Raw genomic sequence first — 22966 nt, forward strand, 5'->3', positions numbered from 1 at the left:
AAAAGAAGGTCGAAGCCTTCGTGAAGGGGAGAGGAATGGGGGCTTGCCGGTGGATTGATAAGTGCCCGCGCGACGCCCGTCGTTAAACTTGGATTCATTCCTCCTGAAGCGGATCTATCATTTCCCTGCCACCGATAGACCCCCATTTCTCAACCCCCACCTTGAACTCTGGCGAAAGTGACCTTTTTGCCCTGGTAAGGCATAAGACGCGTAATTGGGTTTTTACCGATCAGTTATTTAAACGTTGAACAATACTCAAACGAAGGAGAACGATCACATGCATCAAAAGGTAACCGTTGTGGGAGCCGGCAATGTGGGCGCCACCGCCGCGCAGCGCCTGGCCGAAAAAGAACTCTGTGACGTGGTGCTAATCGATATTGTCGAAGGCGTTCCTCAGGGAAAAACCCTGGACTTGACCGAGGCCGCGCCCATTGAAAAACATGATGCCAAACTGACCGGAACCAACGGCTATGATGCGGCCAAGGATTCGGATGTGGTTATCATCACGGCGGGCATCCCGCGCAAACCGGGAATGAGCCGCGACGATCTGATCAAGACCAATGCCGGGATCATGCGCTGCGTGGTTACCGAAGTCAGCCATCAGGCACCCAATTCGATCCTGATCATTGTCAGCAATCCCCTGGACGCCATGTGCCATGTGGCCCATGAAGCCAGTGGCTTTCCCAAAAACCGGGTAATCGGCATGGCTGGGGTTCTCGATTCGGCACGTTTTCGGGCTTTCATCGCCATGGAACTGAAGGTTTCCGTGGAAAATACCCACGCCTTCGTCCTGGGCGGACATGGCGATACGATGGTGCCCCTGCCGCGCTACTCCACCGTCGCGGGTATTCCCATCACCGAGCTAATCTCCGCCGATCGCATCCAGGCACTGGTGGAACGAACGGCCAATGGGGGCGCTGAGATCGTCTCCTTGCTCAAAACCGGCAGCGCCTATTACGCCCCGGCTTCGGCCACCGTGGAAATGACTGAATCGATCCTCAAGGACAAGAAGAAGATCCTGCCCTGCGCAGCGCTATTGCAGGGAGAATATGGGATCAACGATCTCTTCATCGGCGTACCGGTGAAACTGGGCGCCGGTGGGATCGAAACGGTGATCGAAATCGAGCTGACCGCCGATGAGCAAAAGGCCCTATATCATTCGGCGGATGCCGTCAAGGAACTGGTTGAACTATTGAAAACGTTTTAGCGCTTCGCACGATGAAAATGAAATCGCCCCTAAGCGCCTGTTTTGGAAGTCTGGATCAGGCCCGATAACAAGGCGGAAAGTGGCTCAAAAGCGGAGCATATATGCAATACGTGAGCATTTTGAGACAGTTTCCAACGCCGTTAGCGGGCCTTAGAAGGATTTACCAAGCAGGCTCTAAAGCATCAGTCGCCCATTTACAGCTGACCGCAAGGCTCGGTTTCATCTTCATTGTTTTGCGCCCATTGCCATATACCTGACGCCCAAGGGAGGCTTTAATGAACTGGCTCATCCACACCTTTCAATCATCCATCGGCAAGAAACTGCTGATGGCCCTGACCGGTCTGGGATTCATCGGCTTTTTGGCCGGTCACCTGGCCGGCAACCTGACCATATATGGCGGAAGCGATCCATTTAACGCCTATGCCGAGCACCTCCATGCACTGGGGCCTTTGCTAAGGGCTGCCGAAATCGGTCTTTTGCTGATGGCCCTGATCCATGTCGCCACCGGATTGATTCTTTTCCTGCAAAACCTGAACGCCCGTCCCCAGCGCTATCGCGTCAATAAAAGCGCCGGCGGGCGCAGTCTGGGATCACGCACCATGCCTTATACCGGGCTGCTGATTCTTGGCTTTGTGTTGTTTCACCTGCTGAACTTTCATTTCGTGGATAAATCCGCCACCACGATTTTCGAAATCGTCAGCGCCGCTTTCCAAAACCCCATTTATGTCGCCATCTACGTGGCGGCCATGCTGATCGTGGCCGTGCACGTTTCCCATGGATTCTGGAGTGCGTTTCAGACCCTGGGGATGAATCATGGGAAGTATATGCCCATCATTTCAGCCGCCGGCCTGGTGTTCGCCATCGCCATCGGGATCGGCTTTAGTTGCATTCCCCTATTTGTCGGTCTCAGTGTCTAAGAGCCTGTTTGATATGATGAACTTGTAAAAAGTCGCCGTTCGTAAGGATTCGCAAAATATAAGGATTGATTATGAAACTTGACGCAAAGGTGCCTTCGGGTCCTCTGGCTCAAAAATGGGATAAGCATCGCTTCGAACTGAAGCTGGTCAACCCGGCCAATAAACGCAATTTCGATATCATCGTCGTCGGCACCGGGCTGGCCGGCGGTTCGGCATCGGCCACCCTGGCCGAGCTGGGCTACAATGTCAAAACGTTCTGCATCCAGGACAGCCCCCGAAGGGCCCACAGCATCGCCGCCCAGGGCGGGATCAACGCTGCCAAGACCTATCCCAATGACGGCGACAGCATCTGGCGGCTCTTTTACGATACGATCAAAGGCGGTGATTTTAGAGCCCGGGAAGCCAATGTCTACCGCCTGGCCCAGGTGAGCAATAATATCATCGACCAGGGCGTGGCCCAGGGCATCCCCTTTGCCAGAGACTACGGCGGGCTCCTGGCCAACCGCTCCTTTGGCGGTGCCCAGGTCTCGCGGACCTTCTACGCCCGCGGTCAGACCGGCCAGCAGCTGCTCCTGGGGGCCTATAGCGCGCTGTCGCGCCAGATCGGACTGGGCAAGATCGAGATGTTTCCCCGCCGTGAAATGCTGGATGTGGTTGTGGTGGGCGGTAAGGCCCGCGGCATCGTGGTGCGCAACCTGGTGACGGGCAAACTGGAATCCCACAGCGCCGATGCCGTGGTGTTGTGCACCGGCGGGTACGGCAATGTGTTTTTCCTTTCCACCAATGCCATGGCCTCCAATGTCACCGCCGCCTTCAGGGCCTATAAGCGCGGGGCCTGTTTTGCCAACCCTTGCTTCACCCAGATCCATCCCACCTGCATCCCGGTTCACGGCACCTACCAGAGCAAGCTGACCTTGATGAGCGAAAGCCTGCGCAACGACGGCCGGGTGTGGGTACCCAAGCGTCCGGGCGATGCCCGCAGCCCCCATCAGATCCCCGAGTCGGAACGCGATTACTACCTGGAGAACAAGTATCCCAGCTTCGGCAACCTGGTACCGCGCGATGTGGCCTCGCGCAATGCCAAGGAGCAGTGCGATGCGGGTAAAGGCGTGGGCGAGACCGGCCTTGCGGTCTACCTCGATTTCACCGATGCCATCGCCCGCGACGGCAAGGATGTGATCGAGAAGAAGTACGGCAATCTCTTCCAGATGTATGCCAAGATCACCGCCGATGATCCCTATCAGACACCCATGATGATTTACCCGGCCGTGCACTATACCATGGGGGGGCTGTGGGTCGACTACAATCTGATGAGCACGTTGCCGGGCCTTTTCGTGCTTGGCGAGGCAAACTTTTCCGACCACGGGGCCAACCGCCTGGGGGCCAGCGCGCTGATGCAGGGTCTGGCCGACGGCTATTTTGTTTTGCCTTACACCATCGGCGGTTACCTGGCCGGTACCGAACTGGAGGCCGTCGCCAGCAGCAATCAGGCTTTCGTGCAGCAAGAGCGCCAGATCACCGAACGTACCGACAAGCTGCTGGCCATCAATGGAAAGCGCACGGTGGACGAAATTCACCGCCAGTTGGGCATGATCATGTGGGATTTCTGCGGCATGGCGCGCAACAATGCCGGTTTGGAAAAAGCCAGAGGCATGATCCAGGAACTGCGCGCCGAGTTCTGGAAGAACGTCAAGGTGCCCGGTTCAAGGATGCAATTCAATCAGAGCCTGGAACGGGCAGGGCGGGTAGCCGACTTTTTGGAGTTTGCCGAGTTGATGATCATCGACGCCCTGGCGCGCCAGGAGTCCTGCGGCGGCCACTTCAACGAAGACTTCCAGACCGGGGAAAATGAAGCCCTGCGGGACGACGAGAATTTCTGCCATGTGGCGGCCTGGGTGTACCAGGGTGATGAAACCGATCCGGCCTTTCACAAAGAACCCTTAAAATTTGAGAATGTCAAACTTACCCAAAGGAGCTACAAGTGAGTAAATTCATAGACCTGACGCTCAAGGTGTGGCGCCAGGCGGACCCGCATGCCAAGGGGCGCCTGGAAACCTATAAGGCCAACGGTATTTCGACGGATATGAGTTTTTTGGAAATGATCGACGTGGTCAACGAACAACTGACCAAAGACGGCAAGGATCCCATCGCCTTCGACAACGACTGCCGTGAAGGAATCTGCGGCATGTGTGGCTGCATGGTCAACGGACGGGCCCACGGCGCGGAGAAAGGCACCACCTTGTGTCAATTGCACATGCGCCATTTTAAAAACGGCGATACCGTGGTGGTCGAGCCATGGCGTTCACGGGCCTTCAGACTGATCAGGGACCTGGTTGTGGATCGTGGTGCCCTGGATAAGATCATCCAGGCCGGTGGCTATGTGTCAGTCAACACCGGAGGCGCCCAGGATGCCAACGCCATCCTGGTTCCTCAGGAAAATGCCGACAAGGCCATGGATGCGGCCCAGTGCATCGGTTGCGGGGCCTGCGTGGCCTCTTGTCCCAATGCCTCGGCCATGCTTTTCGTGGGCGCCAAGGTCTCGCACTTGGCCCTTTTGCCCCAGGGCCGGCCTGAGGCGGCCAGGCGGGTTCAGAACATGCTCGCCACCATGGATGACCTCGGTTTCGGCAACTGCACCAACGAACGCGAATGCGAAGCGGAATGTCCCAAGGAAATCTCGATCACCAACATTGCGCGCTTAAACCGCGAGTACTTCAAGGCGGCATTCGGATCTGAATACAAGGAGCAGCGATGACAAAAAAATCAGGTCTACTGCTTATCCTGCTTCCAACTGATGAAATCGGGAAATTCGTCTGGCCGGCTGCAATGAGAACTTGACATTCCGTATTCGATAAATTAAGAGAAGTAGTGATTAAAAGAAGGTCGAAGTCTTCTTTACTTCCTATGGATCAGCCGATTTCTTCGAAGCCGATAACACGCTTTTATGGGACCGGTAATGATAATCCTTAACCACACGTTTTAATATTCAATCAAGACCATTTTAGCCCCTGTTTTCAGCTCTTTTAAAAACATTACAATAGGTTACTACGGACCGACTCCCTTTTGGGCCTTAAGAATAAATAATGCTTGACATCTTACTCTAATTTGGTTACTAGTTAACTGTTCTGCGAGAAGAGTCAGAAGTCTCTTCAAATATCACCGATGATATAATTTCCGCAGCCTTACAATCGCAACCTACTATTTGACAGTAACTTAGGCCTGAAGGTCTCATCATTGAAAATGATGCGATTTTTGGGCCTTTTTAATGCAAAGGAGAAAATAGGTAATCAATTTAAATAAAATCTTTTAAAAAAGGTTGGTAGGGAAAGCAGCTCAATCCCCTGCAAGGTATCCAAGCTGCTTTCCCTGTGAAGCCTCCGGTGGTGGAGTGCGCTTCGTCTTTATCCATACAATAAAGGCATAATCCTGTCAATCGCCTCCTTCTTTGAACCCACCAGGCTAATAATATTCTAATACTCAATCTTTGATTTTTAAGCGAGCGACCGATTTTTAGCACCCGCATGTAAAACCATGGGTTGATTAACGTTGGTGAGAAATAAAAATAGGCTAAAAATGACCGTTTAAATTTATCGCGCATGAATTTAATCATCGGAGGCGTCAATGTCATCTTCTATACCGAATCGATTGACCATTGTTTGGAGTAGTGCGGATCGGGGAATCGCCAAAACCATGGTTTTTATGTATGCAACCAATGCCCGCCTGGAAGGCTGGTGGGATGACGTTACCGTGCTGATCTGGGGGCCCAGCGCCCGCCTGGCAGCACGTGACCCCAAGATCCAGACGCACATGGCTCACATGCAGGATGCCGGCGTTAACCTGATGGCCAGCAAGCGCTGTGCAGACGACTATGGTGTTGCCTCGGCCCTTGAAGAACAAGGGGTGAAGGTCGTTTATTCCGAGGCCTACCTGACCGAAATAATCAAGAGCGGGGAAAAATTGATTACCTTTTGAATCTGTCTTTCAGATTTTTACGGATAGAATGCCGGTAAAAAGCCAACCGGGAAAATACCACTAATGGGGGGGATTCTTATGTCGATAAAATTCTACTGCAACAGTGAAACATGCACACATGCGGATAAGGGACCCTTTGTTATTGAACTGCCGACTGGAGCGGTCATGGATAAAAACAATATGGCAACGGTTTTTTGCCCCCGGTGCGCCAAACCCATGAAGCCGCTGCCGTCGGACACCCAGACAGATGCCATGCATCACCGGTTTTACTGCTTCAACAAATCGTGCAGCCAGGAAGAAAAAGGCCTTTTCTTCATTGATCTGCCCGGCGAAGCGATCATGGATAAAAACAATATTGCCACCATCTTCTGCCCCAAATGCGGCAAAAAAATGAAATCATTTAGTCTGGCATCAACAACGGCGATCAATTTTTAATTGAGGTTTACCCTTTATCACATAAGATGATGAATAATTCCATTTTGATGGATGAGGTGGTGGCCTGCAAATGATGATTGACACACAAGTGAAATATTTGCTCAAACAACCGCCGGAACGCCTTTTCAGGATTGAAATGATTGAGCGGGAATAAGATCTGACGGAAGTACCCTGCGTTTATCTGACCTGCTGTCGGTGCAACGAACAGGTGCTTAGCATCCATGCTTTTGAATACGGGAATCAGGTCTAGTGCTTATCCTGCTTTCAACTGATGAAATCGGGAAATTCGTGTGACCGGTTGCAATGAGAACTTGACATTCCGTATTCGATAAATTAGAAGTAGTGATTAAAAGAAGGTCGAAGCCTTCTTTACTTCCTATGGATCAGCCGATTTTTTCGAAGCCGATAACACGTTTAATGCAAAGGAGAAAATAGGTAATCAATTGAAATAAATTTTTTTTAAAAGGTTGGTAGGGAAAGCAGCTCAATCCCCTGCAAGGTATCCAAGCTGCTTTCCCTGTGAAGCCTCCGGTGGTGGAGTGCGCTTCGTCTTTATCCATACAATAAAGGCATAATCCTGTCAATCGCCTCCTTCTTTGAACCCACCAGGCTAATAATAGTCTAATACGCAATCTTTGATTTTTAAGCGAGTGTCCGAATTTTTAGCACCCGCATGAAAAATTTAGGCATTTCCTTACAGAAAGGAGGGCTTGGCATGGAAAAAAGTATAGAAGGGGGGAACCTTAGAGCCTGTTTGAGAAGTCTGGGTCAAGCCCGATAACAAGGCGGAAAGTGGCTCGATTGCTGCGTATATATGTAATATGTGCGCATTTTGAGACACTTGTAGACGGCGTTAGCGGGCCTTCACGGATTTATCAAACAGGCTCTTAAACCTTATTGCAAAATTGAATGAATTGAGAAGAATGAAATTCACTACAATTATCAGGGAGGAAAAATGCAACTAACTGGATTGAAATATGGAAAGCAATTGATGGACATCGTTGGTTTCCCCGTAGCAGAAACCCTGGAAGAGGATGCTACCAAAGAACAGATTGAAGGATTACTGAAAAAAGGAGGCGGGAAAGTCGTTGTAAAACCGTCTTTTATGGGCAGTGTCGGTAAAAAAGGAAAAGCCGGGCTGGTAAAAATTGTCGACAATTATGCAGACGCTAACCAGGCGAAAAAAGACCTTTGCTTTTGCACCTGCGAACTAGGTAATGCCACACACAATGCATGCGGCGCTACATTTGAAGAGTTTGTTGACTCAGATGCAGAGCTGTATGTAAGTATTACAACCTCTACCATTACCAGAACACCTACAATGATGCTGATAGTTGAAGGTGGTGTTGAAGTTGAAGATCTTCCGGACGACAAAAAAGCGATTATTCCGTTTAATCCCCTTGAAGGTCTTAAAGGGTATCATGTGAATGATGCACTGATCAAACTGGGGTGCCCCAAAGCATATATCAGCCCACTGGTACAGCAACTTCCCAAATTATGGGAGCTTTATAACAACTATGGGCTGACCATGATTGAGCTGAACCCTATTCGAATGAAAAAAAATGGCAAACGTCCACTTCCGGTTGCATGCGATGTTAAAGCCGCTTTTGACCAGGACGATCCGGCACATGAACGCATTACGTTTCCCAAGGAAGTATTCGCTACAGAATTGACGGAATTTGAAACGGAAATCAACCAGCTGAGAACCTATCAAGGTCAAAGTGATGTTGTGGAACTCAATCCCAATGGAACAATTCTGCCGTTTATGTTTGGTGGTGGTGCCAATAGTGCAGCGACTGAAGTTTTGGGTGACAGAGCGATTTTTTCATCAGACTTTGGTGGAAACCCGCCGTATGCAAAGATGAAAGAGATTGCGACCATATGTTATAAGCATTTTCTGAAGAATGCGAACATTGTTCAAATCATTGGTGGTAAAGCAAACAATACCGATATTTTTGTTACCATCAAAGCGATGATGGATGCCCTGAGGGAGAACATCAAGCTGAATCCTGATATAAGCGTTGTAATCGGTCGTGGTGGCCCAAACCTTGTGCAGGGAATGATTTATGCCCGTGACCTTCTGGATAGTCTGAAAATCCCTTACAAAATATTCGGTTTCGACAGTAGTATGATTGGTGTATTGAATTACACCCTGGAATTGGATGCATGGATTGAAGCAAATAAGAAAAAATAGTGCTGATCCAAAATAAGAATAAAATGTAATTTTTTTATTATATTATAAATCGAAGCACTTGATGTTAACCAGAAAATAAATCATTTTTATTGGAGAAGCTATGAGTCAAACGAATCCGTTCCCCTATTACGTGGGAGTAAATAGTCTAGAAGAAATAGCGAATAAAGATTCACGGTGCGTTGTGATGAACATTCTGGGTGGTGAAAGTAAAGGCGTAACCCCCATATCTCACGAATTCAGTGGCGGTAACGTTGTCGCTGGAGTTCAGTACGGACGATCCGGTGAAAAAATGGAAACCAAGATCGGGGATATCCCGGTATTTGGAAGTATCAAAGAGATTGTTGATGATGGTATTGATTTTGATACAGGCGTTATTTATCTACCGCCTGCAGCGGTTGGTGCTGCTGCGGCTGAACTCATTTCGCAGAATCCAAAACTGAAGAAAATTGTTGTTCTGACTGAAAAAGTATCTGTCAAAGATTCTCAGTTTATCCGTGCCATTGCGCAACAGCATAAAATCGATGTATTTGGTGGAAACTGCCTGGGAATTGGAAACTCCTGGGACCAGGTGCGTGTTGGCGGTGCGCTGGGCGGTTCTGCGCCGGGTGAAAGCCTGGTAAAGGGAAGCGTTGCGGTTTTCAGTAACTCAGGTAACTTCAGTACAACCATTCCTGAATATTTAAAAACTGCTGGTTTCGGTACATCAACAGTATTGAGCAGTGGTAAAGACCTTTATATCCATTTTGCATTTGCAGAATTCCTTTATTGTGCTGAAAACGACCCCCGGACCAAAGCGATCTTCTGCTATATCGAACCTGGCGGATATTATGAAAAACAAGCACTGGATTGGATACAGGAAGGAGCCATTAAACTGACCAAGCCAATTGTATGCTGCGTGACCGGACGCTGGAAAGCCAACTTAAGCCGTGCGGTTGGACATGCCGGCGCGATTGCCGGTGGCGGCGATGATGCCCTGGCAAAAGAAAAATGGTTTGATTCATATTTTGGCGTTGAAATGTTTAATCCGGATAGCCCGAAAGTCTCAAAGAAAGGAGTGAGGATTGAATCCATTCAGGATGCGCCGACAGCTATGGCAGCGATCTACAAAGAAATTGGACAGGAGTCCGATTTTGCACCAAAAGGTGACTTGAGTTTGAAACCCTGGTTCGTGAAGGATCAGCGTACCGCTTTCCCGGAAAAACTGCAAATGACAGCAGTAGAAGCGATGGAACCTTACAACGATACCATCAAAAGGCTTGGTAATCAGGTAGGGGCACAGCTGACAAGAGAAAACATGCGCAATAAGTCCGGTGCGAGTATGATGAACCCGGTTACCCAGGTAACTGAAGTACATGGTATTCCCGTTCTCGATCTCGTTGTAAAGCCTTTTGCACTTTCCAACTTCTTTGCCTTAACCAAGGTTATTCCCGATACCAAGGTACTTCCACTAGCCAATGCATTAATGAACTATTTTACAGCCATTGGTACACAGTATATGGATGTCGCTGCCCGCGCTAGAGCTAATGGGACATTGCCCAATGGTTATCTCGGTGCTGCTGTTACCGTATCCGGCAATAAAAAACTGTACACCGACATGAAAGAAATGACCGATAAAATGATCGATCTTTTCTATGTTGATATCCATGCTGATTCATCAGTAAATTACGATCTTATTGAAGAAAAATTATCACAGAAGGGTATTATGCCTGAAGGTGAAACAACCGCTAAGGAAGAAGATATTGCCGATTTTTTCAGCGATTTACTTGCCAGAGAAGGCTTGGAAACCATCTTTACCGAATATGCACAGAGATATGCCAGAGCCAACAGCAATGTAAATAAACTCAACCTGCTCCTGGCTTCCATGGTCCTTAGTGTTTCATGGAAACCGTTGGTCGACAGGCAGATTCCGCGTGAAACGGCTCTGGAAATTGGTACTTACCTGGCATGCAATGGCATTATTGTCGGTTGCTGCGCACCTCAGTATGAAATCAATGACTTCTACAAAGAAATGTCAGAATTGAGCGACTTGTCGATTCTGAATACCGATTTCGCAACAACCGTCTTTACAATGCTGTTTAATCGAGAACCGGCTACAAGGGAACAGTTTGCCATTAACGGATTGCTTAACCTGTTAAATTCCAATGGTCCGGGTACCATTAGTGCAAAAGGCGCCAAGGAATCGGTCAGTGGGGGTAACTTCATCGCCACATGCTACTCCGGCTGGATGAACAACACCGGTCGTGACCATGGTGGAAACGGTTTTGAAGCCATCAAGTTTTTGAAAGATTCCTTTGGTGATTTTGATCCGTACCAAGAAACCGATAGTGCAGCTAAAGATGCGAAACTAAAAGAACTGGCTAAAGCAGCTGCAGAAAAATACCTTGAAACCAAAACAACGGCAAAACGTGAAGGTATCCTGAATTATTTCAAAGTGCCTTGCGTAAACCATCCCGTCTTTAAAGGAAAACCCGTCAACTATGATCCGCGAGAAGTTTTTATGGACAAACTTTTCAAAGAAAGAGATGAAATCAACTTCTTCCAGGAATTCTATCATCACCTGGTTCAGGCGATGTTCGATGTTGGCGCTACCAAAAACGTATTCTGCGTGAATATCGACGGTGTTATCGCAACGATCTCCCTTGATCTTCTCTGGGATGATGTAAACAGTGGAAAAATTGATTCCAAAGCAATGCAGGATATCGCATTTATCATGTTCCTGCTCGGTCGTATGGTTGGTTGCTCTGCTGAAATTGCTGACCATAAGAGCCGTGGTCAAGCGATGGATTGCCGGACTCCTGCAAGCCAGGTTGAATGGGTAGGATAAAATCCCACGTGTTGCAAACCGTTATGAAGAATTGGCCCTGACATTCAGGGCTGTCGTCCTAATAGCAGCTTGCTTGGTCTGGTTAGAGTGTTTTTTTAGAAGCAGCCCCTAATAAACAAAAAATTGAGCAAGTTTGTAGAAATCTTGCTCAGTTTTTTTTAACAAGCTGCGCCGTGCCCTGGCAATTACAGACCCAAGGGACAAAAGGGCTCAATGACGATGGGAATCAAGATGAAAGCGTTAGCCCGGTTCTGAAGCTGTCATAGGAAGCATTGCATTTAATAAAAAAGACAAGGATGAGTCATTATGGGAAAAAATTTAGTACAGAAAATTTTGGAACAGCACATTGTGGAAGGAGAGTACAAGCCGGGTGAGGAAATCGCTGTAAGAATTGATCAGACGCTTACCCAAGACGCGACCGGAACGATGGCTTATCTTCAATTTGAAGCAATGGGAGTTCCAAAAGTCAATACGGAACTTTCGGTCAGTTATGTAGACCACAATACTATCCAAATCGGATTTGAAAATGCTGATGATCACAAATATCTTCAAAGTGTGGCAAAAAAGTATGGGATTTATTATTCAAGAGCAGGTAACGGAATTTGTCATCAGGTGCATCTTGAAAGATTTGGCGCACCCGGAAAAACGCTTTTAGGATCAGATTCACATACACCAACCGGCGGCGGAATTGGAATGATTGCCATTGGAGCAGGCGGTTTGGATGTTGCTGCAGCAATGGCAGGCGAGCCTTTTAGAATGAGAGCGCCAAAAGTGGTGAAAATAAATTTAACGGGCAGGCTCAATCCTTGGGTAAGCGCTAAAGATGTAATTTTGAAAGTTCTTGAAATTTTTTCAACTCACGGAAATGTCGGGGTTGTTTTTGAATACGGCGGGGAGGGAATCAAAACCTTAACCGTACCTGAAAGAGCAACCATAACGAATATGGGCGCAGAGTGCGGTGTTACGACTTCTGTTTTTCCGAGCGATGAAGAAACAAAAAAATTCCTTGAAGCTCAGGAAAGAGGCGATGTTTGGCAGGAATTAAAACCTGATGATGATGCGGAATATGAAAAGGTTGTTGATTTAGATCTAAGTGAAATTGAACCGCTTGCGGCAACGCCTCACAGTCCTGGAAATATATCAAAAGTTCAGGATCTGGGCGAGATTGAAGTTAATCAGGTTTGTATGGGAAGCTGCACCAACTCTTCTTTTAGGGATATGATGATTTTTGCAGAAATCCTTAAAGGACATCCTGTCCACCCCAATGTGAGCGTGGTTGTCGGACCTGGTTCAAAGCAGGTGCTTGAAATGTTGGCAGAAAATGGATTGCTCAAAGAACTTATTAAATCCGGTGTGCGGCTTGCAGAAAATGCCTGCGGTTTTTGTATCGGAAACAGTCAATCACCTCAGACAGAGGCTGTATCTCTTAGAACAAGCAACAGAAACTTTTTAGGGCGTTCGGGAACAAAAAGTGCGAATGCTTATCTGGTCAGCCCTGAAACGGCAGCAGCCGCGGCTGTAACGGGAAAATTCATTGACCCAAGAAAATTGGAAGAACTTGATATAAAATATCCTGAAATTAACATGCCTGAAAAATTCATTATTAACGATGATATGATAATCCCGGCAGATGCTGATTTAGACACTCAAATCTTGAGGGGACCCAATATTGGTGAACCGCCTTCAAATTCTCCTCTCCCAGACGATATTAAAGGGCTTGTTTCAATTAAAGTAGGAGACCAAATTACTACCGACCACATTATTCCTGCGGGCAGTAAAATGAAATACCGCTCCAATGTTAAAAAATATTCTGAATTCTTGTTTGAAGTTGTAGATGATACCTTCCACGATAGAACAAAGAAAAATCAAGATGCAGGCCAATTCAGTATAATTGTAGGCGGTATCAGTTATGGACAGGGTTCATCAAGAGAACACGCTGCTTTATGCCCTATGTCTTTAGGCGTTAAAGCCGTTATAACAAAAAGTATGGAAAGAATTCACAAAGCAAACCTGATTAACTTTGGAATTATCCCTTTAAATTTTGTTAATGAGGGCGACTATGACAAAATAGAGCAGGATGATGAGCTTGAAATGGCAGGCATTAAAGATGTTATTGCAGGCGGACAAGACACATTTAAAATTAAAAATAAGTCAAAGGGTTTTGAATTTGATGTTATTCTTGAACTGTCAAAACAAGACAGAGAAAAGATTCTTGAAGGCGGAACCTTAAATGTTATTGGAATAAGAATGAGTAATTAAACAGCGCAAAAAGATGCTTGGGAATGCATAATAAAAGTAGAAAGGAAAAATATATGTCTAAAATTCAGATGAAAACACCGCTTGTTGAGATAGACGGCGATGAAATGACAAGAGTTTTATGGCCCATCATTAAAGAAAAATTATTAGCGCCTTTTGTTGATTTAAACACAGAATATTACGATTTGGGGCTTAAAAAGCGTGATGACAGCGATGACCAAATTACCATTGATGCTGCCAACGCCATCAAAAAATATGGTGTAGGCGTTAAAAACGCGACTATTACTCCAAATGCTAAAAGGCTAGAAGAGTACGGTTTGAAAAAACAATGGAAAAGCCCAAACGGCACTATCCGGGCAATGCTTGACGGCACGGTTTTCAGAAAACCAATTATGGTCAACAACATCAAACCTGCTGTTAGAAGCTGGGAAAAGCCAATCACTGTTGGCAGGCACGCTTACGGCGATGTCTACAGAAATGCAGAATTCAAAGCGCCAAAAGGCGGTAAAGCTGAAGTCATCTGCACAGCAGAAGACGGAAAAATAGTATGCTGCGAAACAATTATGGATTTTGAAGGCGAAGGCATTGTTCAAGGCATTCACAACACAAAAGAATCCATCTCAAGTTTTGCAAAAGCTTGCTTTGAGTATGCCCTTGATCAAAAAGTGGATTGCTGGTTTGCAACAAAGGATACCATTTCCAAGACATACGATGCAATGTTTATGGAAACTTTTCAGGAAGTTTTCGACAGTGAATACAAAGAAAAGTTTGAAAAAGCAGGTATTATTTATTTTTACACGCTAATCGACGATGTGATTGCCAGAATGATGAAAAGCAAAGGTGGAATGCTTTGGGCATGCAAAAATTATGATGGCGATGTGATGAGCGATATGGTTGCATCTGCTTTCGGCTCTCTTGCAATGATGTCTTCCGTCCTTGTTTCTCCTCACGGCTATTTCGAATACGAAGCCGCTCACGGCACAGTCCAAAAGCACTACTACAAGCACCAAAACGGCGAACCGACCTCCACAAACGCCGTTGCCTTAATTTTTGCGTGGACAGGCGCATTAAGAAAACGAGGTGAGCTTGACGGCATTCAAGAACTTTCCGATTTCGCCGGCAAACTCGAAAACACCGTCCTTTCCACAATCGAAGACGGACTGATGACAGGCGATCTCGCTGCAATCTGCGATCCAGCCGCAAAAAAAGTCCTCAACTCAATTGAATTTCTCGATGAGATTGCATCAAGGATGAATTAAAAAAAATTGACCCAATGAGATATAATAGTAGCAAAAAATTTGAATCGCATTGGGTCAATTTAATGAGGATATTATGGGAAAAGGCAAATCCGTTAAACACATTATCGACAAAGAATGGTGTAAGGAATGCGGCATCTGCGTCCATTTCTGCCCCAAAAAAGTCCTGGAACCGGACAAACTGGGGAAAGTGGAAGCGGTTCGACCTGAAGACTGTATCGCATGCATGCTCTGCGAACTTCGGTGCCCTGATCTGGCAATCCAAATCCAAACCATTGGGGAAGGGGAATAATGCCGAACACGAACAATATCAGGTTTATTCAGGGGAATGAAGCCTGCGTGGAAGGTGCCTTGTATGCGGGTGTCAACTTTTTCGCCGGTTACCCCATCACGCCGTCCACGGAAATCGCCGAACTTTTGGCCGAACGTTTGCCGGCCCGGGGTGGGAAATTCATTCAGATGGAGGATGAAATCGCCTCTATGGGCGTCATCATCGGTGCCTCTCTCACCGGCAACAAAGCCATGACCGCCACCTCGGGCCCAGGCTTTTCCCTCAAGCAGGAAGCCATCGGGTACGCCTGCATGGCGGAAATACCCTGCGTCATCGTTAATGTTCAGCGGGGAGGCCCTTCCACCGGAAACCCCACCCATGTCAGCCAGGGAGATATCAACCAGGCGCGCTGGGGTAGCCACGGCGACCATGCCATTATTGCCCTGACCGCCTCCAACCACCAGGATGTGTTCAAGGTCACGGTGGATGCGTTTAACCTGGCCGAGACCTACAGAACCCCGGTCATCCTGCTTTTTGACGAGGTCATTGGCCACATGAGGGAGCGACTGACCCTCCCTGAAGAAGATGAAATGCCTGTGGTAGGCCGCTTGAGAACCTCGGTTCCCAAAGGGGTCGACTACCACCCCTACCTGCCCCGGGAGGACGGGCGTCTGCCCATGTCCGATTTCGGCAGCGAGCACCGGTACAATGTGACAGGGCTCTACCATGACATGTGGGGCTTTCCCTCCAATGACCCCGGGGTGGTCAGTGAACTTTTACACCATCTGGTGGACAAAATTGAAAACAACTGGGAAAGTATCTGCTTGTACAAGGAGCACATGCTTGACGATGCTGAGTACATACTGATCTCCTACGGCTCTTCCGCCCGGTCAGCCCTGCACCTTGCCAGGAACCGGAGGGAAAGAGGTCTGAAAATCGGCGTACTGGAACTTCTAACCCTCTGGCCATTCCCTTCCGAGGTGGTCAGGGAAAAATGCGCCAATGCCAAAGCCGTGCTGGTGGTTGAAATGAACATGGGCCAGGTGATCGCCCATGTCAAAAATTCGGTAACCAATCCGAGCAACGTCTTTTTGGCCAACCGTGTCGACAACCAACTCATTTCGCCCGCCGATATCAAGGCCGTACTGAGAATGATCATGGGAAGGGGGATCTAACATGTATGATGATAGCAGCGCATTTGATGTTAAAGATTACGTCAGTGACGATACCCGACCATTTGATTTTAAAGATTACGTCCGGGGTAGATACTTTCCACATATGTGGTGCCCGGGCTGTGGCCACGGCATCGTGCTCAACTGCCTTTTGCGGGCCATCCACGAACTGGGACTGGATAAAAGTGAGATCGTCATGACCTCCGGGATCGGCTGTTCCTCACGGATTTCCGGCTACGTGGACTTTCACTCCCTGCACAGCATCCACGGCCGGGCTTTGGCCTTTGCCACGGGCGTCAAGCTCTCAAAGCCCAGCCTGACGGCCATTGTGCCCATGGGAGACGGCGATGCCCTTGCCATCGGCGGAAACCATTTCATCCATGCGGCCCGCCGGAATATCGACATCACGGCCATTGTCATGAACAACCGGATCTACGGCATGACCGGCGGTCAGTTCTCACCGCTCTCCGGCCTGGGCAAAAAGGCCACTACAGCACCCTATACCACCATTGACAACGAATTTAACGTGGTGGAACTGGCCAAGGCGGCCGGTGCGAGCTTTGTGGCTCGGTCCACGACATTCCATGCCAGGGAGGCCAAAGACTATCTGAAAAAGGCCATCATGCACAAAGGCTTTTCCGTTGTGGAAATTCTCTCCCAGTGCCCCACCTACTTCGGCAGGAAAAACAAAGAGGGAGACGCCCCCCAGATGATGGAACTTTACAAAGCCAATACGGTGCCCATTGGCTCCAAAAAGCTGGAGGAAAACCCGAACCTCATCCAGCGGGGGATCTTTGTGGAAGATAAGGACCGGGCCGAATACTGCGAAGCCTATGACAAGATCATCGAGACCGCAATGAAAGGAAACGCATAATGGAAACTAGGCGGACAAGACTGGTTTTTTCAGGCTCAGGCGGCCAGGGCGTTATTACCGCCGCCATTATCCTTGCCAAGGCCGCTGTCATCTATGAAGGTAAAAACGCCACCCAGGCCCAGAGTTACGGCGCTGCGGCCCGGGGCGGAGCAACCAGGAGCGATGTGCTGATCTCGGACTTAGATATCCTGTATCCCAAGGTCATGCAGCCCAATATCCTCATCAGCCTCACCCAGGAAAGCTACAACAAGTTCGCGCCGATACTGAGGCCCGGGGGGCTGCTGCTCATGGATTCCCGGTTTGTGACCATGGAAAAAAAGGTGGAGGCCCGGCACGTGGACCTGCCCATGTTTGACACTGTCATGAAAGCGATCGGCAAGCCAATTGTCTTTAATATCTGCATGCTCGGAACCCTCATCGGCCTATCCGGCCTGATCAAACCCGAGTCCATTCTCAACGTCCTTGAAACCACCATTCCCAAAGATTTTATGGATATGAACAAAAAGGCACTGGAATTAGGGATGCAGATGGGAGAATCTGCCGGATAATCGGCTTTGCCCGATTCTACTGAAGGCGACAAGACCTGGCCGGGTTCATCCGGCCAGGCCTTTTTACATAAACCTGCGCCGGGCTCAAGACTATAGTCGATAAACCTGTTACGAATTCATCAGCTTATTGTTTAACAATATACATTCATAGGAGGCAGAGAAAATGAACAGATTACGGCCCAATATCCGCCCGAACCTGGCCGGTGATTTCCCAGAAATACATCCCTCTGCATTAATCGATCCTTCCGCTCAGATTATTGGCAAGGTAATAATTAACAAGAATGTATTTGTCGGACCATTAAGCGTGATAAGAGCAGATGAACGGGGTGCAGAAGGATTCGTGGCACCGATTATCCTGGATGAAGAAGTAAATGTCCAGGATGGGGTAATCATCCACAGCCAGAGTGGAGAAATTGTAGAAATAGGGGCTAAGACCTCCGTGGCTCATGGTGCCACCATTCATGGCCCCTGTAAAATTGGAATTGGCTGTTTTTTAGCCATGCGATGCGTTCTGTATAGCGCTGATCTGGAAAATCATGTCTGGGTTGGAATGGGCGCAAAGGTGATGAAAACCGCACTGGCTTCACATACATACGTACCCGCAGGCAGTGTTATCAAATCCATTCCAGATACATGGAATCTGCGAGTGGTATCAACCAAGGAGAAAGCATATATCGATGATGTTCTCGCCAGATCCGCAAGTCTCAGAGAAGATTATCGTAAACTGGCTGGAATTGAAGCTCCTTGATTATAGTTAAATAGGTGAATCATGTACACGCAACACAATACAACCCTTGAAACCCTGAAAAGTCTTCGCGGTGAGTCCTTGCAGGCTGGCGGCCAATCGAAGATCGATGCGCAGCACAAAAGGGGAAAGCTGACTGCAAGGGAACGAATCGATTTGCTGCTTGATGAGGGTTCTTTTGAAGAATTCGATATGTTTAAGGTCGGCAGGGGCGGCAGTTTGAGCAATTCTGCAGCGTTTTTGGGAGACGGCGTAATTACGGGCCACGGCACCATCGATGGACGGGAAATTTTTGTCTTCAGTCAGGATTTTACCGTGATCGGTGGGTCCCTGGGGGAGGCGCATGCACAAAAAATTTGCAAGGTGATGGATCTAGCCGTCAACGTCGGGGCTCCAATTATCGGGCTAAATGATTCAGGCGGCGCCCGTATTCAGGAAGGCGTGGACTCCCTGGCCGCCTATGGAGAGATATTCCTCAGAAATGTGCGGGCCAGTGGCGTGGTTCCGCAAATTTCCGCTATACTTGGGCCTTGTGCAGGAGGAGCGGTATACAGCCCATCGATCACTGATTTTGTTTTCATGGCGGAAATGTCGTCATATATGTTTGTTACCGGACCCAACGTGGTTAAAACCGTCACCCACCAGGACATTACCGCCGAAGCGCTTGGCGGTGCTGATATTCATGCAAAAAAAAGCGGCGTTGCTCATTTTACGGCAGCCAACGAATTGCTATGCATCAGGGAAATACGCCATTTAATAAGCTATCTGCCCTCCAATAACAAAAAGAAAGCGCCGTTTTTGGATCTGCTTGACCCGCCTGACAGAACCGATCCCGCATTAGACTATCTGGTTCCGGAAGATACCAACAAAACCTATGATATGTATGTTTTGATATACAGCGTTCTAGATGGTGCGGAATTCATGGAAGTTCAGCCAAAATTCGCCGGAAATATAATTTGTGGTTTCGGCAGGCTGGGCGGGCAGACCATTGGATTGGTTGCCAATCAACCGGCTGTTTTGGCGGGGGTTCTCGACAGGGACGCATCTTATAAAGCTGCAAGGTTCGTTAGATTTTGTGACTCATTTAACATACCGCTTATTTCTCTTGTGGATGTGCCGGGATTCATGCCGGGACCGAATGAGGAGCATGGAGGAATTATAAGGCACGGCGCCAAACTTTTGTATGCGTTCACCGAAGCCACGGTGCCGCGCATTTCCGTCATTGTCAGAAAGGCCTATGGTGGGGCATATCTGGTCATGAATTCGAAACATATCCACTGTGACGTCAACTATGCGTGGCCAACCGCCGAAATTGCCGTGATGGGACCCAAAGGCGCGGCTGAAGTCATTTATCGAAAAGAGATACAGGCTTCAGCAGATAAAAACGCCTTTTTAAAGCAAAAGATGGAGCAGTACAGAGAAGCCTTTGCCAACCCCTTTCTCGCGGCAAAACGCGGTTATATAGATGAAGTAATCTTTCCCCATGCAACCCGCCATCGACTAATTCGAGCCCTGCAATTTCTCGACGGCAAAGCAGTCAACGGTCCTGATCGTAAACATGGAAACATCCCTTTGTGAGGTCCTATGTTTGACAAAATACTAATTGCAAATCGAGGAGAAATTGCTGTTCGCGTGATTCGTACCTGCAAAAGCCTCGGAATTGAAACCGTGGCGGTTTTTTCAGACGCTGACCGCCGAAATTTGCATGTTCAACTGGCGGACGAGGCGGTATGGATTGGCGGCGCACATGCTCAGGATTCCTATTTGTATATCAGAAAAGTTATTGATGCAGCGCTTTCGAGCGACTGCCAGGCCATTCATCCAGGATACGGTTTTTTATCGGAAAACCATGAATTTGCCAAAGCTGTTGAATTAGCAGACTTGACCTTTATCGGCCCTTCAGCAGAGACAATTTCCATAATGGGAGATAAAATCACTTCCAAGAACATGGCCATCAAAGCCGGTGTACCCGTCATTTCCGGGCACACCAACAATCTTGTTGATGCAGCGGAAGCGATAAATATTGCTGCAACCATTGGTTATCCCGTACTTCTTAAGCCTGCGGCTGGCGGTGGGGGAAAAGGTATGCGCATTGTTCACAAGCCGGAGGAAATGGACGATGCGCTGGCATCATGTCGGCAAGAGACGAAAAAGGCGTTTGGTGATGATCGCATTTTTTTGGAGCGCTATATCCCCTCACCTCGCCATGTGGAGATCCAGATTATTGCGGATAATCATGGCCATGTTGTTCATTTGGGCGAAAGGGAGTGTTCCATACAAAGGCGCTACCAAAAAATTATCGAAGAGTCTCCTTCCCTTGGCGTAGGCGACGAATTGAGGGCGCAAATGGGAACGGCAGCCTGTGAACTGGCTCGGCGCGTGGGGTACACGAACGCAGGCACCATTGAATATGTAATGGATGCTGATGGCAGGTTTTATTTTCTTGAGATGAACACCCGCCTTCAGGTGGAGCATCCGGTAACGGAAATGGTTACCGGACTGGATTTGGTAGAACTACAGCTACGGGTTGCTGCGGGAGAACCGCTGCCGATCACCCAGGATGATGTGAGCATTAAAGGATGGTCCATTGAAGCGCGTATTTGCGCCGAAGATCCTGAAAAGGGATTCATACCGGCAACGGGCATGGTTACCCGATACGCCGAACCAAAAGGCAAACAGGTTCGGGTTGACAGTGGCGTACATACCGGCAGTAAAGTCGATGTTTATTATGATTCGCTTCTGGCCAAGGTCATCTGTTTCGGCAAGGACCGGGAGGAAGCCAGGCTAATGCTGGTTGATGCGCTGAACGGCTATCATATTGAAGGGATGCGCACCAATTTGGATTTTGTTAACGCGATTTTAACCCATCAAGCATTTATAGAAGGGAAATTGTCCACCGGTTTTATCGATGCGTATTTTGAAGGTAGTCTACCGATAACCGGAACAGCGCCTGAATCACTAATTCCTTCAGCCCTGGCAGCGGCGCTTATATACCATATTCGGACGGTGGCCGTACGGGAATCGCTTCGCCCGATGGTATCTCAGATCGGAGGTAAAGGAACTTCTAATAAACTGCACAATTATATGGTTCGCTCTGAAAAGGAGGTGTTCGACATTAACCTTGAAGGTAGTCAATCCGGCAGATATTGGAAAATTAAGGTTAATGGAAAACCCCACACCGTTGAAACGCCCAAGTTTGAATTTTACAGGCGAAGGCTTAAGCTTAATATCAATGGAGATTTCCAACGGTTTAGAACCCGTATTAACCGTCGCTTTATTTATATGGCGCATTGTGGCGTTTGCCTGACCTTTGAAATTTATACGCCTAAAGAATGGGCAGTTTTAAAGTATATGCCGGTCAACGTTGATAAGGAACCGGAAAACGTTTTATTTTGCCCCATGCCCGGTCTTGTGGTAAATGTGCTGGCAAAAAAAGGGGATCGCGTCTTTCGCGGACAAAGTTTGGCTATTATCGAATCCATGAAGATGGAAAGCGGCGTTGCTTCACCGTGCGACGGAGTGGTTTCACAGGCAGTAGTGAAACCAGGACAAGCAGTGGAAGCAGGGGATGTGCTTATTCGATTTGAGTGACCCCGGTATTTTCTGATTATAGATAGTATGGACGCTTTCAGATTATATGCCGTTAATAATATCCATGGCTTGTTTTAGATTCTTTTTTATTTCATCCATATCACCCTCATTCAACGAAAGACAGTTATTGATTGCTTTCATCAAATCTTCAATCTTTTCAAGAGATATAACCAAAAAGCACCCTTGTGATTGAAAAAGAGATTTTACTCCCTCATCACTTTCCCATCCTATATTCTTTTTCTTCGCTAATTTGTTAATATAGGCATTCACCTCTTTTTCCAACTCTGCTGGAAGATGTACGAAAGCTGAATTATTTTTCACCGGATTGGTTTGAGTCATTATTCCTCCTGAAGTTTCTTTAACGGCCACATAACAACTTTATTTTCCTGTGGCAGCAGGTAAATAAATTCATTGTCATGGAGTTTAACCCCTCTGTCAATAGAATTGTAATGCGCTAACAAACGAAGCTGGTTGGATAGATTTAACGTTTTTATCTCGGACACGATCTGGTTCATCAATAAACCAAAGAAGGTTTACGTAGACGTAATTTTGGGATTAACAACTATGACGCTTATGAATAGTTGGTTGTCGATTTTTCGTACTATCTATCTATTTTTTAATGATGCTGTCCGCTTTGAGCAAAAACGCGAATGGCCGCCTGAATAATGTCCCGCTTGCGGTTGGGATCGGCTTTGCGTGGCATA

20 protein-coding genes are annotated in these 22966 nt (G+C 47.9%); 17 read left to right on the forward strand and 3 right to left on the reverse strand.

Going from position 1 to position 22966, the window contains the following annotated elements:
* Positions 1-277: 277 nt before the first annotated feature.
* The 4 genes from mdh to Dvar_RS07620 all read left to right on the forward strand — a co-directional run bounded on the left by mdh (position 278) and on the right by Dvar_RS07620 (position 4879).
* Complete coding sequence (mdh, locus tag Dvar_RS07605) at positions 278-1207, forward strand: malate dehydrogenase (protein WP_419661092.1); 930 nt, start codon at positions 278-280, stop codon at positions 1205-1207.
* Between the two features lie 275 nt (positions 1208-1482).
* Positions 1483-2124, forward strand: coding sequence for a succinate dehydrogenase cytochrome b subunit (locus Dvar_RS07610; RefSeq protein WP_419655838.1), 642 nt, complete (start codon positions 1483-1485; stop codon positions 2122-2124).
* Between the two features lie 71 nt (positions 2125-2195).
* Positions 2196-4109, forward strand: a complete 1914-nt coding sequence (locus Dvar_RS07615; protein ID WP_419661093.1) for a fumarate reductase/succinate dehydrogenase flavoprotein subunit — start codon at positions 2196-2198, stop codon at positions 4107-4109.
* Positions 4110-4117: 8 nt separating this feature from the next.
* Positions 4118-4879 carry a succinate dehydrogenase/fumarate reductase iron-sulfur subunit gene (locus tag Dvar_RS07620; protein WP_419664086.1) on the forward strand — a complete coding sequence of 254 codons (762 nt, stop codon included), beginning with the start codon at positions 4118-4120 and terminating at the stop codon, positions 4877-4879.
* Positions 4880-5416: 537 nt separating this feature from the next.
* On the opposite strand, the gene Dvar_RS07625 is transcribed toward Dvar_RS07620, so the two are convergent.
* Positions 5417-5722 (reverse strand): hypothetical protein, encoded by a 306-nt coding sequence (locus tag Dvar_RS07625; RefSeq protein WP_419661094.1) that lies wholly within the window; start codon positions 5720-5722, stop codon positions 5417-5419.
* Between the two features lie 23 nt (positions 5723-5745).
* On the opposite strand from Dvar_RS07625, the gene Dvar_RS07630 reads away from it, so the two are divergent.
* A complete protein-coding gene (locus Dvar_RS07630) occupies positions 5746-6096 on the forward strand; it encodes a DsrE family protein (RefSeq protein ID WP_419661095.1) in 351 nt (116 codons plus the stop codon).
* Positions 6097-6261: 165 nt separating this feature from the next.
* On the forward strand, positions 6262-6531 hold the full coding sequence (locus Dvar_RS07635; RefSeq protein WP_419661096.1) for a hypothetical protein: 270 nt from the start codon (positions 6262-6264) through the stop codon (positions 6529-6531).
* A gap of 383 nt (positions 6532-6914) precedes the next feature.
* Here the strand turns inward: Dvar_RS07635 and Dvar_RS07640 are convergent, their stop codons facing one another.
* A complete protein-coding gene (locus Dvar_RS07640; RefSeq protein ID WP_419661097.1) occupies positions 6915-7091 on the reverse strand; it encodes a hypothetical protein in 177 nt (58 codons plus the stop codon).
* 395 nt (positions 7092-7486) lie between these two features.
* Here Dvar_RS07640 and Dvar_RS07645 point away from each other — a divergent pair, with 395 nt between their 5' ends.
* The 11 genes from Dvar_RS07645 (at position 7487) to Dvar_RS07695 (ending at position 22262) form a co-directional block, all read left to right on the forward strand.
* Positions 7487-8725: an ATP-grasp domain-containing protein gene (locus Dvar_RS07645; protein WP_419661098.1), complete on the forward strand. Its 1239-nt coding sequence runs from the start codon at positions 7487-7489 to the stop codon at positions 8723-8725.
* A 100-nt stretch (positions 8726-8825) separates the two neighbouring features.
* Complete coding sequence (locus tag Dvar_RS07650; RefSeq protein WP_419661099.1) at positions 8826-11549, forward strand: CoA-binding protein; 2724 nt, start codon at positions 8826-8828, stop codon at positions 11547-11549.
* A gap of 306 nt (positions 11550-11855) precedes the next feature.
* The gene (locus tag Dvar_RS07655) at positions 11856-13808 is read left to right on the forward strand and encodes an aconitate hydratase (RefSeq protein WP_419661100.1); all 1953 of its coding nucleotides are present in this window, start codon (positions 11856-11858) and stop codon (positions 13806-13808) included.
* A gap of 53 nt (positions 13809-13861) precedes the next feature.
* The gene (locus Dvar_RS07660) at positions 13862-15064 is read left to right on the forward strand and encodes an NADP-dependent isocitrate dehydrogenase (protein ID WP_419661101.1); all 1203 of its coding nucleotides are present in this window, start codon (positions 13862-13864) and stop codon (positions 15062-15064) included.
* 73 nt (positions 15065-15137) lie between these two features.
* Positions 15138-15353: a 4Fe-4S dicluster domain-containing protein gene (locus Dvar_RS07665; RefSeq protein WP_419661102.1), complete on the forward strand. Its 216-nt coding sequence runs from the start codon at positions 15138-15140 to the stop codon at positions 15351-15353.
* Positions 15353-16507 (forward strand): 2-oxoacid:acceptor oxidoreductase subunit alpha, encoded by a 1155-nt coding sequence (locus Dvar_RS07670; RefSeq protein ID WP_419661103.1) that lies wholly within the window; start codon positions 15353-15355, stop codon positions 16505-16507. Before Dvar_RS07665 ends, Dvar_RS07670 begins: the two co-directional genes overlap by 1 nt.
* A gap of 1 nt (position 16508) precedes the next feature.
* The gene (locus Dvar_RS07675; RefSeq protein WP_419661104.1) at positions 16509-17378 is read left to right on the forward strand and encodes a 2-oxoacid:ferredoxin oxidoreductase subunit beta; all 870 of its coding nucleotides are present in this window, start codon (positions 16509-16511) and stop codon (positions 17376-17378) included.
* On the forward strand, positions 17378-17926 hold the full coding sequence (locus tag Dvar_RS07680; protein WP_419661105.1) for a 2-oxoacid:acceptor oxidoreductase family protein: 549 nt from the start codon (positions 17378-17380) through the stop codon (positions 17924-17926). Before Dvar_RS07675 ends, Dvar_RS07680 begins: the two co-directional genes overlap by 1 nt.
* Before the next feature lie 163 nt (positions 17927-18089).
* Positions 18090-18674, forward strand: coding sequence for a hypothetical protein (locus Dvar_RS07685; protein WP_419661106.1), 585 nt, complete (start codon positions 18090-18092; stop codon positions 18672-18674).
* Positions 18675-18695: 21 nt separating this feature from the next.
* On the forward strand, positions 18696-20249 hold the full coding sequence (locus Dvar_RS07690; RefSeq protein ID WP_419661107.1) for an acyl-CoA carboxylase subunit beta: 1554 nt from the start codon (positions 18696-18698) through the stop codon (positions 20247-20249).
* A gap of 6 nt (positions 20250-20255) precedes the next feature.
* Complete coding sequence (locus tag Dvar_RS07695; protein ID WP_419661108.1) at positions 20256-22262, forward strand: acetyl/propionyl/methylcrotonyl-CoA carboxylase subunit alpha; 2007 nt, start codon at positions 20256-20258, stop codon at positions 22260-22262.
* Positions 22263-22304: 42 nt separating this feature from the next.
* Here Dvar_RS07695 and Dvar_RS07700 read toward each other — a convergent pair whose 3' ends face one another.
* Complete coding sequence (locus Dvar_RS07700; protein WP_419661109.1) at positions 22305-22601, reverse strand: hypothetical protein; 297 nt, start codon at positions 22599-22601, stop codon at positions 22305-22307.
* Positions 22602-22966: the final 365 nt, after the last annotated feature.

Source organism: Desulfosarcina variabilis str. Montpellier, assembly GCF_048565275.1.
In the GTDB taxonomy this organism is placed as follows: Bacteria; Desulfobacterota; Desulfobacteria; order Desulfobacterales; family Desulfosarcinaceae; genus Desulfosarcina; species Desulfosarcina variabilis.

Bases quoted from the DNA above. Each gene is read 5' to 3' on its own strand.
- Dvar_RS07615 (WP_419661093.1), top strand. From the start codon at position 2,196: ATGAAACTTGACGCAAAGGTGCCTTCGGGTCCTCTGGCTCAAAAATGG.
- Dvar_RS07665 (WP_419661102.1), top strand. From the start codon at position 15,138: ATGGGAAAAGGCAAATCCGTTAAACACATTATCGACAAAGAATGGTGT.
- Dvar_RS07660 (WP_419661101.1), top strand. From the start codon at position 13,862: ATGTCTAAAATTCAGATGAAAACACCGCTTGTTGAGATAGACGGCGAT.
- mdh (WP_419661092.1), top strand. From the start codon at position 278: ATGCATCAAAAGGTAACCGTTGTGGGAGCCGGCAATGTGGGCGCCACC.
- Dvar_RS07625 (WP_419661094.1), bottom strand. From the start codon at position 5,722: ATGCGCGATAAATTTAAACGGTCATTTTTAGCCTATTTTTATTTCTCA.
- Dvar_RS07635 (WP_419661096.1), top strand. From the start codon at position 6,262: ATGGATAAAAACAATATGGCAACGGTTTTTTGCCCCCGGTGCGCCAAA.
- Dvar_RS07690 (WP_419661107.1), top strand. From the start codon at position 18,696: ATGTACACGCAACACAATACAACCCTTGAAACCCTGAAAAGTCTTCGC.
- Dvar_RS07655 (WP_419661100.1), top strand. From the start codon at position 11,856: ATGGGAAAAAATTTAGTACAGAAAATTTTGGAACAGCACATTGTGGAA.
- Dvar_RS07645 (WP_419661098.1), top strand. From the start codon at position 7,487: ATGCAACTAACTGGATTGAAATATGGAAAGCAATTGATGGACATCGTT.
- Dvar_RS07695 (WP_419661108.1), top strand. From the start codon at position 20,256: ATGTTTGACAAAATACTAATTGCAAATCGAGGAGAAATTGCTGTTCGC.
- Dvar_RS07670 (WP_419661103.1), top strand. From the start codon at position 15,353: ATGCCGAACACGAACAATATCAGGTTTATTCAGGGGAATGAAGCCTGC.
- Dvar_RS07610 (WP_419655838.1), top strand. From the start codon at position 1,483: ATGAACTGGCTCATCCACACCTTTCAATCATCCATCGGCAAGAAACTG.
- Dvar_RS07685 (WP_419661106.1), top strand. From the start codon at position 18,090: ATGAACAGATTACGGCCCAATATCCGCCCGAACCTGGCCGGTGATTTC.
- Dvar_RS07680 (WP_419661105.1), top strand. From the start codon at position 17,378: ATGGAAACTAGGCGGACAAGACTGGTTTTTTCAGGCTCAGGCGGCCAG.
- Dvar_RS07630 (WP_419661095.1), top strand. From the start codon at position 5,746: ATGTCATCTTCTATACCGAATCGATTGACCATTGTTTGGAGTAGTGCG.
- Dvar_RS07700 (WP_419661109.1), bottom strand. From the start codon at position 22,601: ATGACTCAAACCAATCCGGTGAAAAATAATTCAGCTTTCGTACATCTT.
- Dvar_RS07675 (WP_419661104.1), top strand. From the start codon at position 16,509: ATGTATGATGATAGCAGCGCATTTGATGTTAAAGATTACGTCAGTGAC.
- Dvar_RS07640 (WP_419661097.1), bottom strand. From the start codon at position 7,091: ATGGATAAAGACGAAGCGCACTCCACCACCGGAGGCTTCACAGGGAAA.
- Dvar_RS07650 (WP_419661099.1), top strand. From the start codon at position 8,826: ATGAGTCAAACGAATCCGTTCCCCTATTACGTGGGAGTAAATAGTCTA.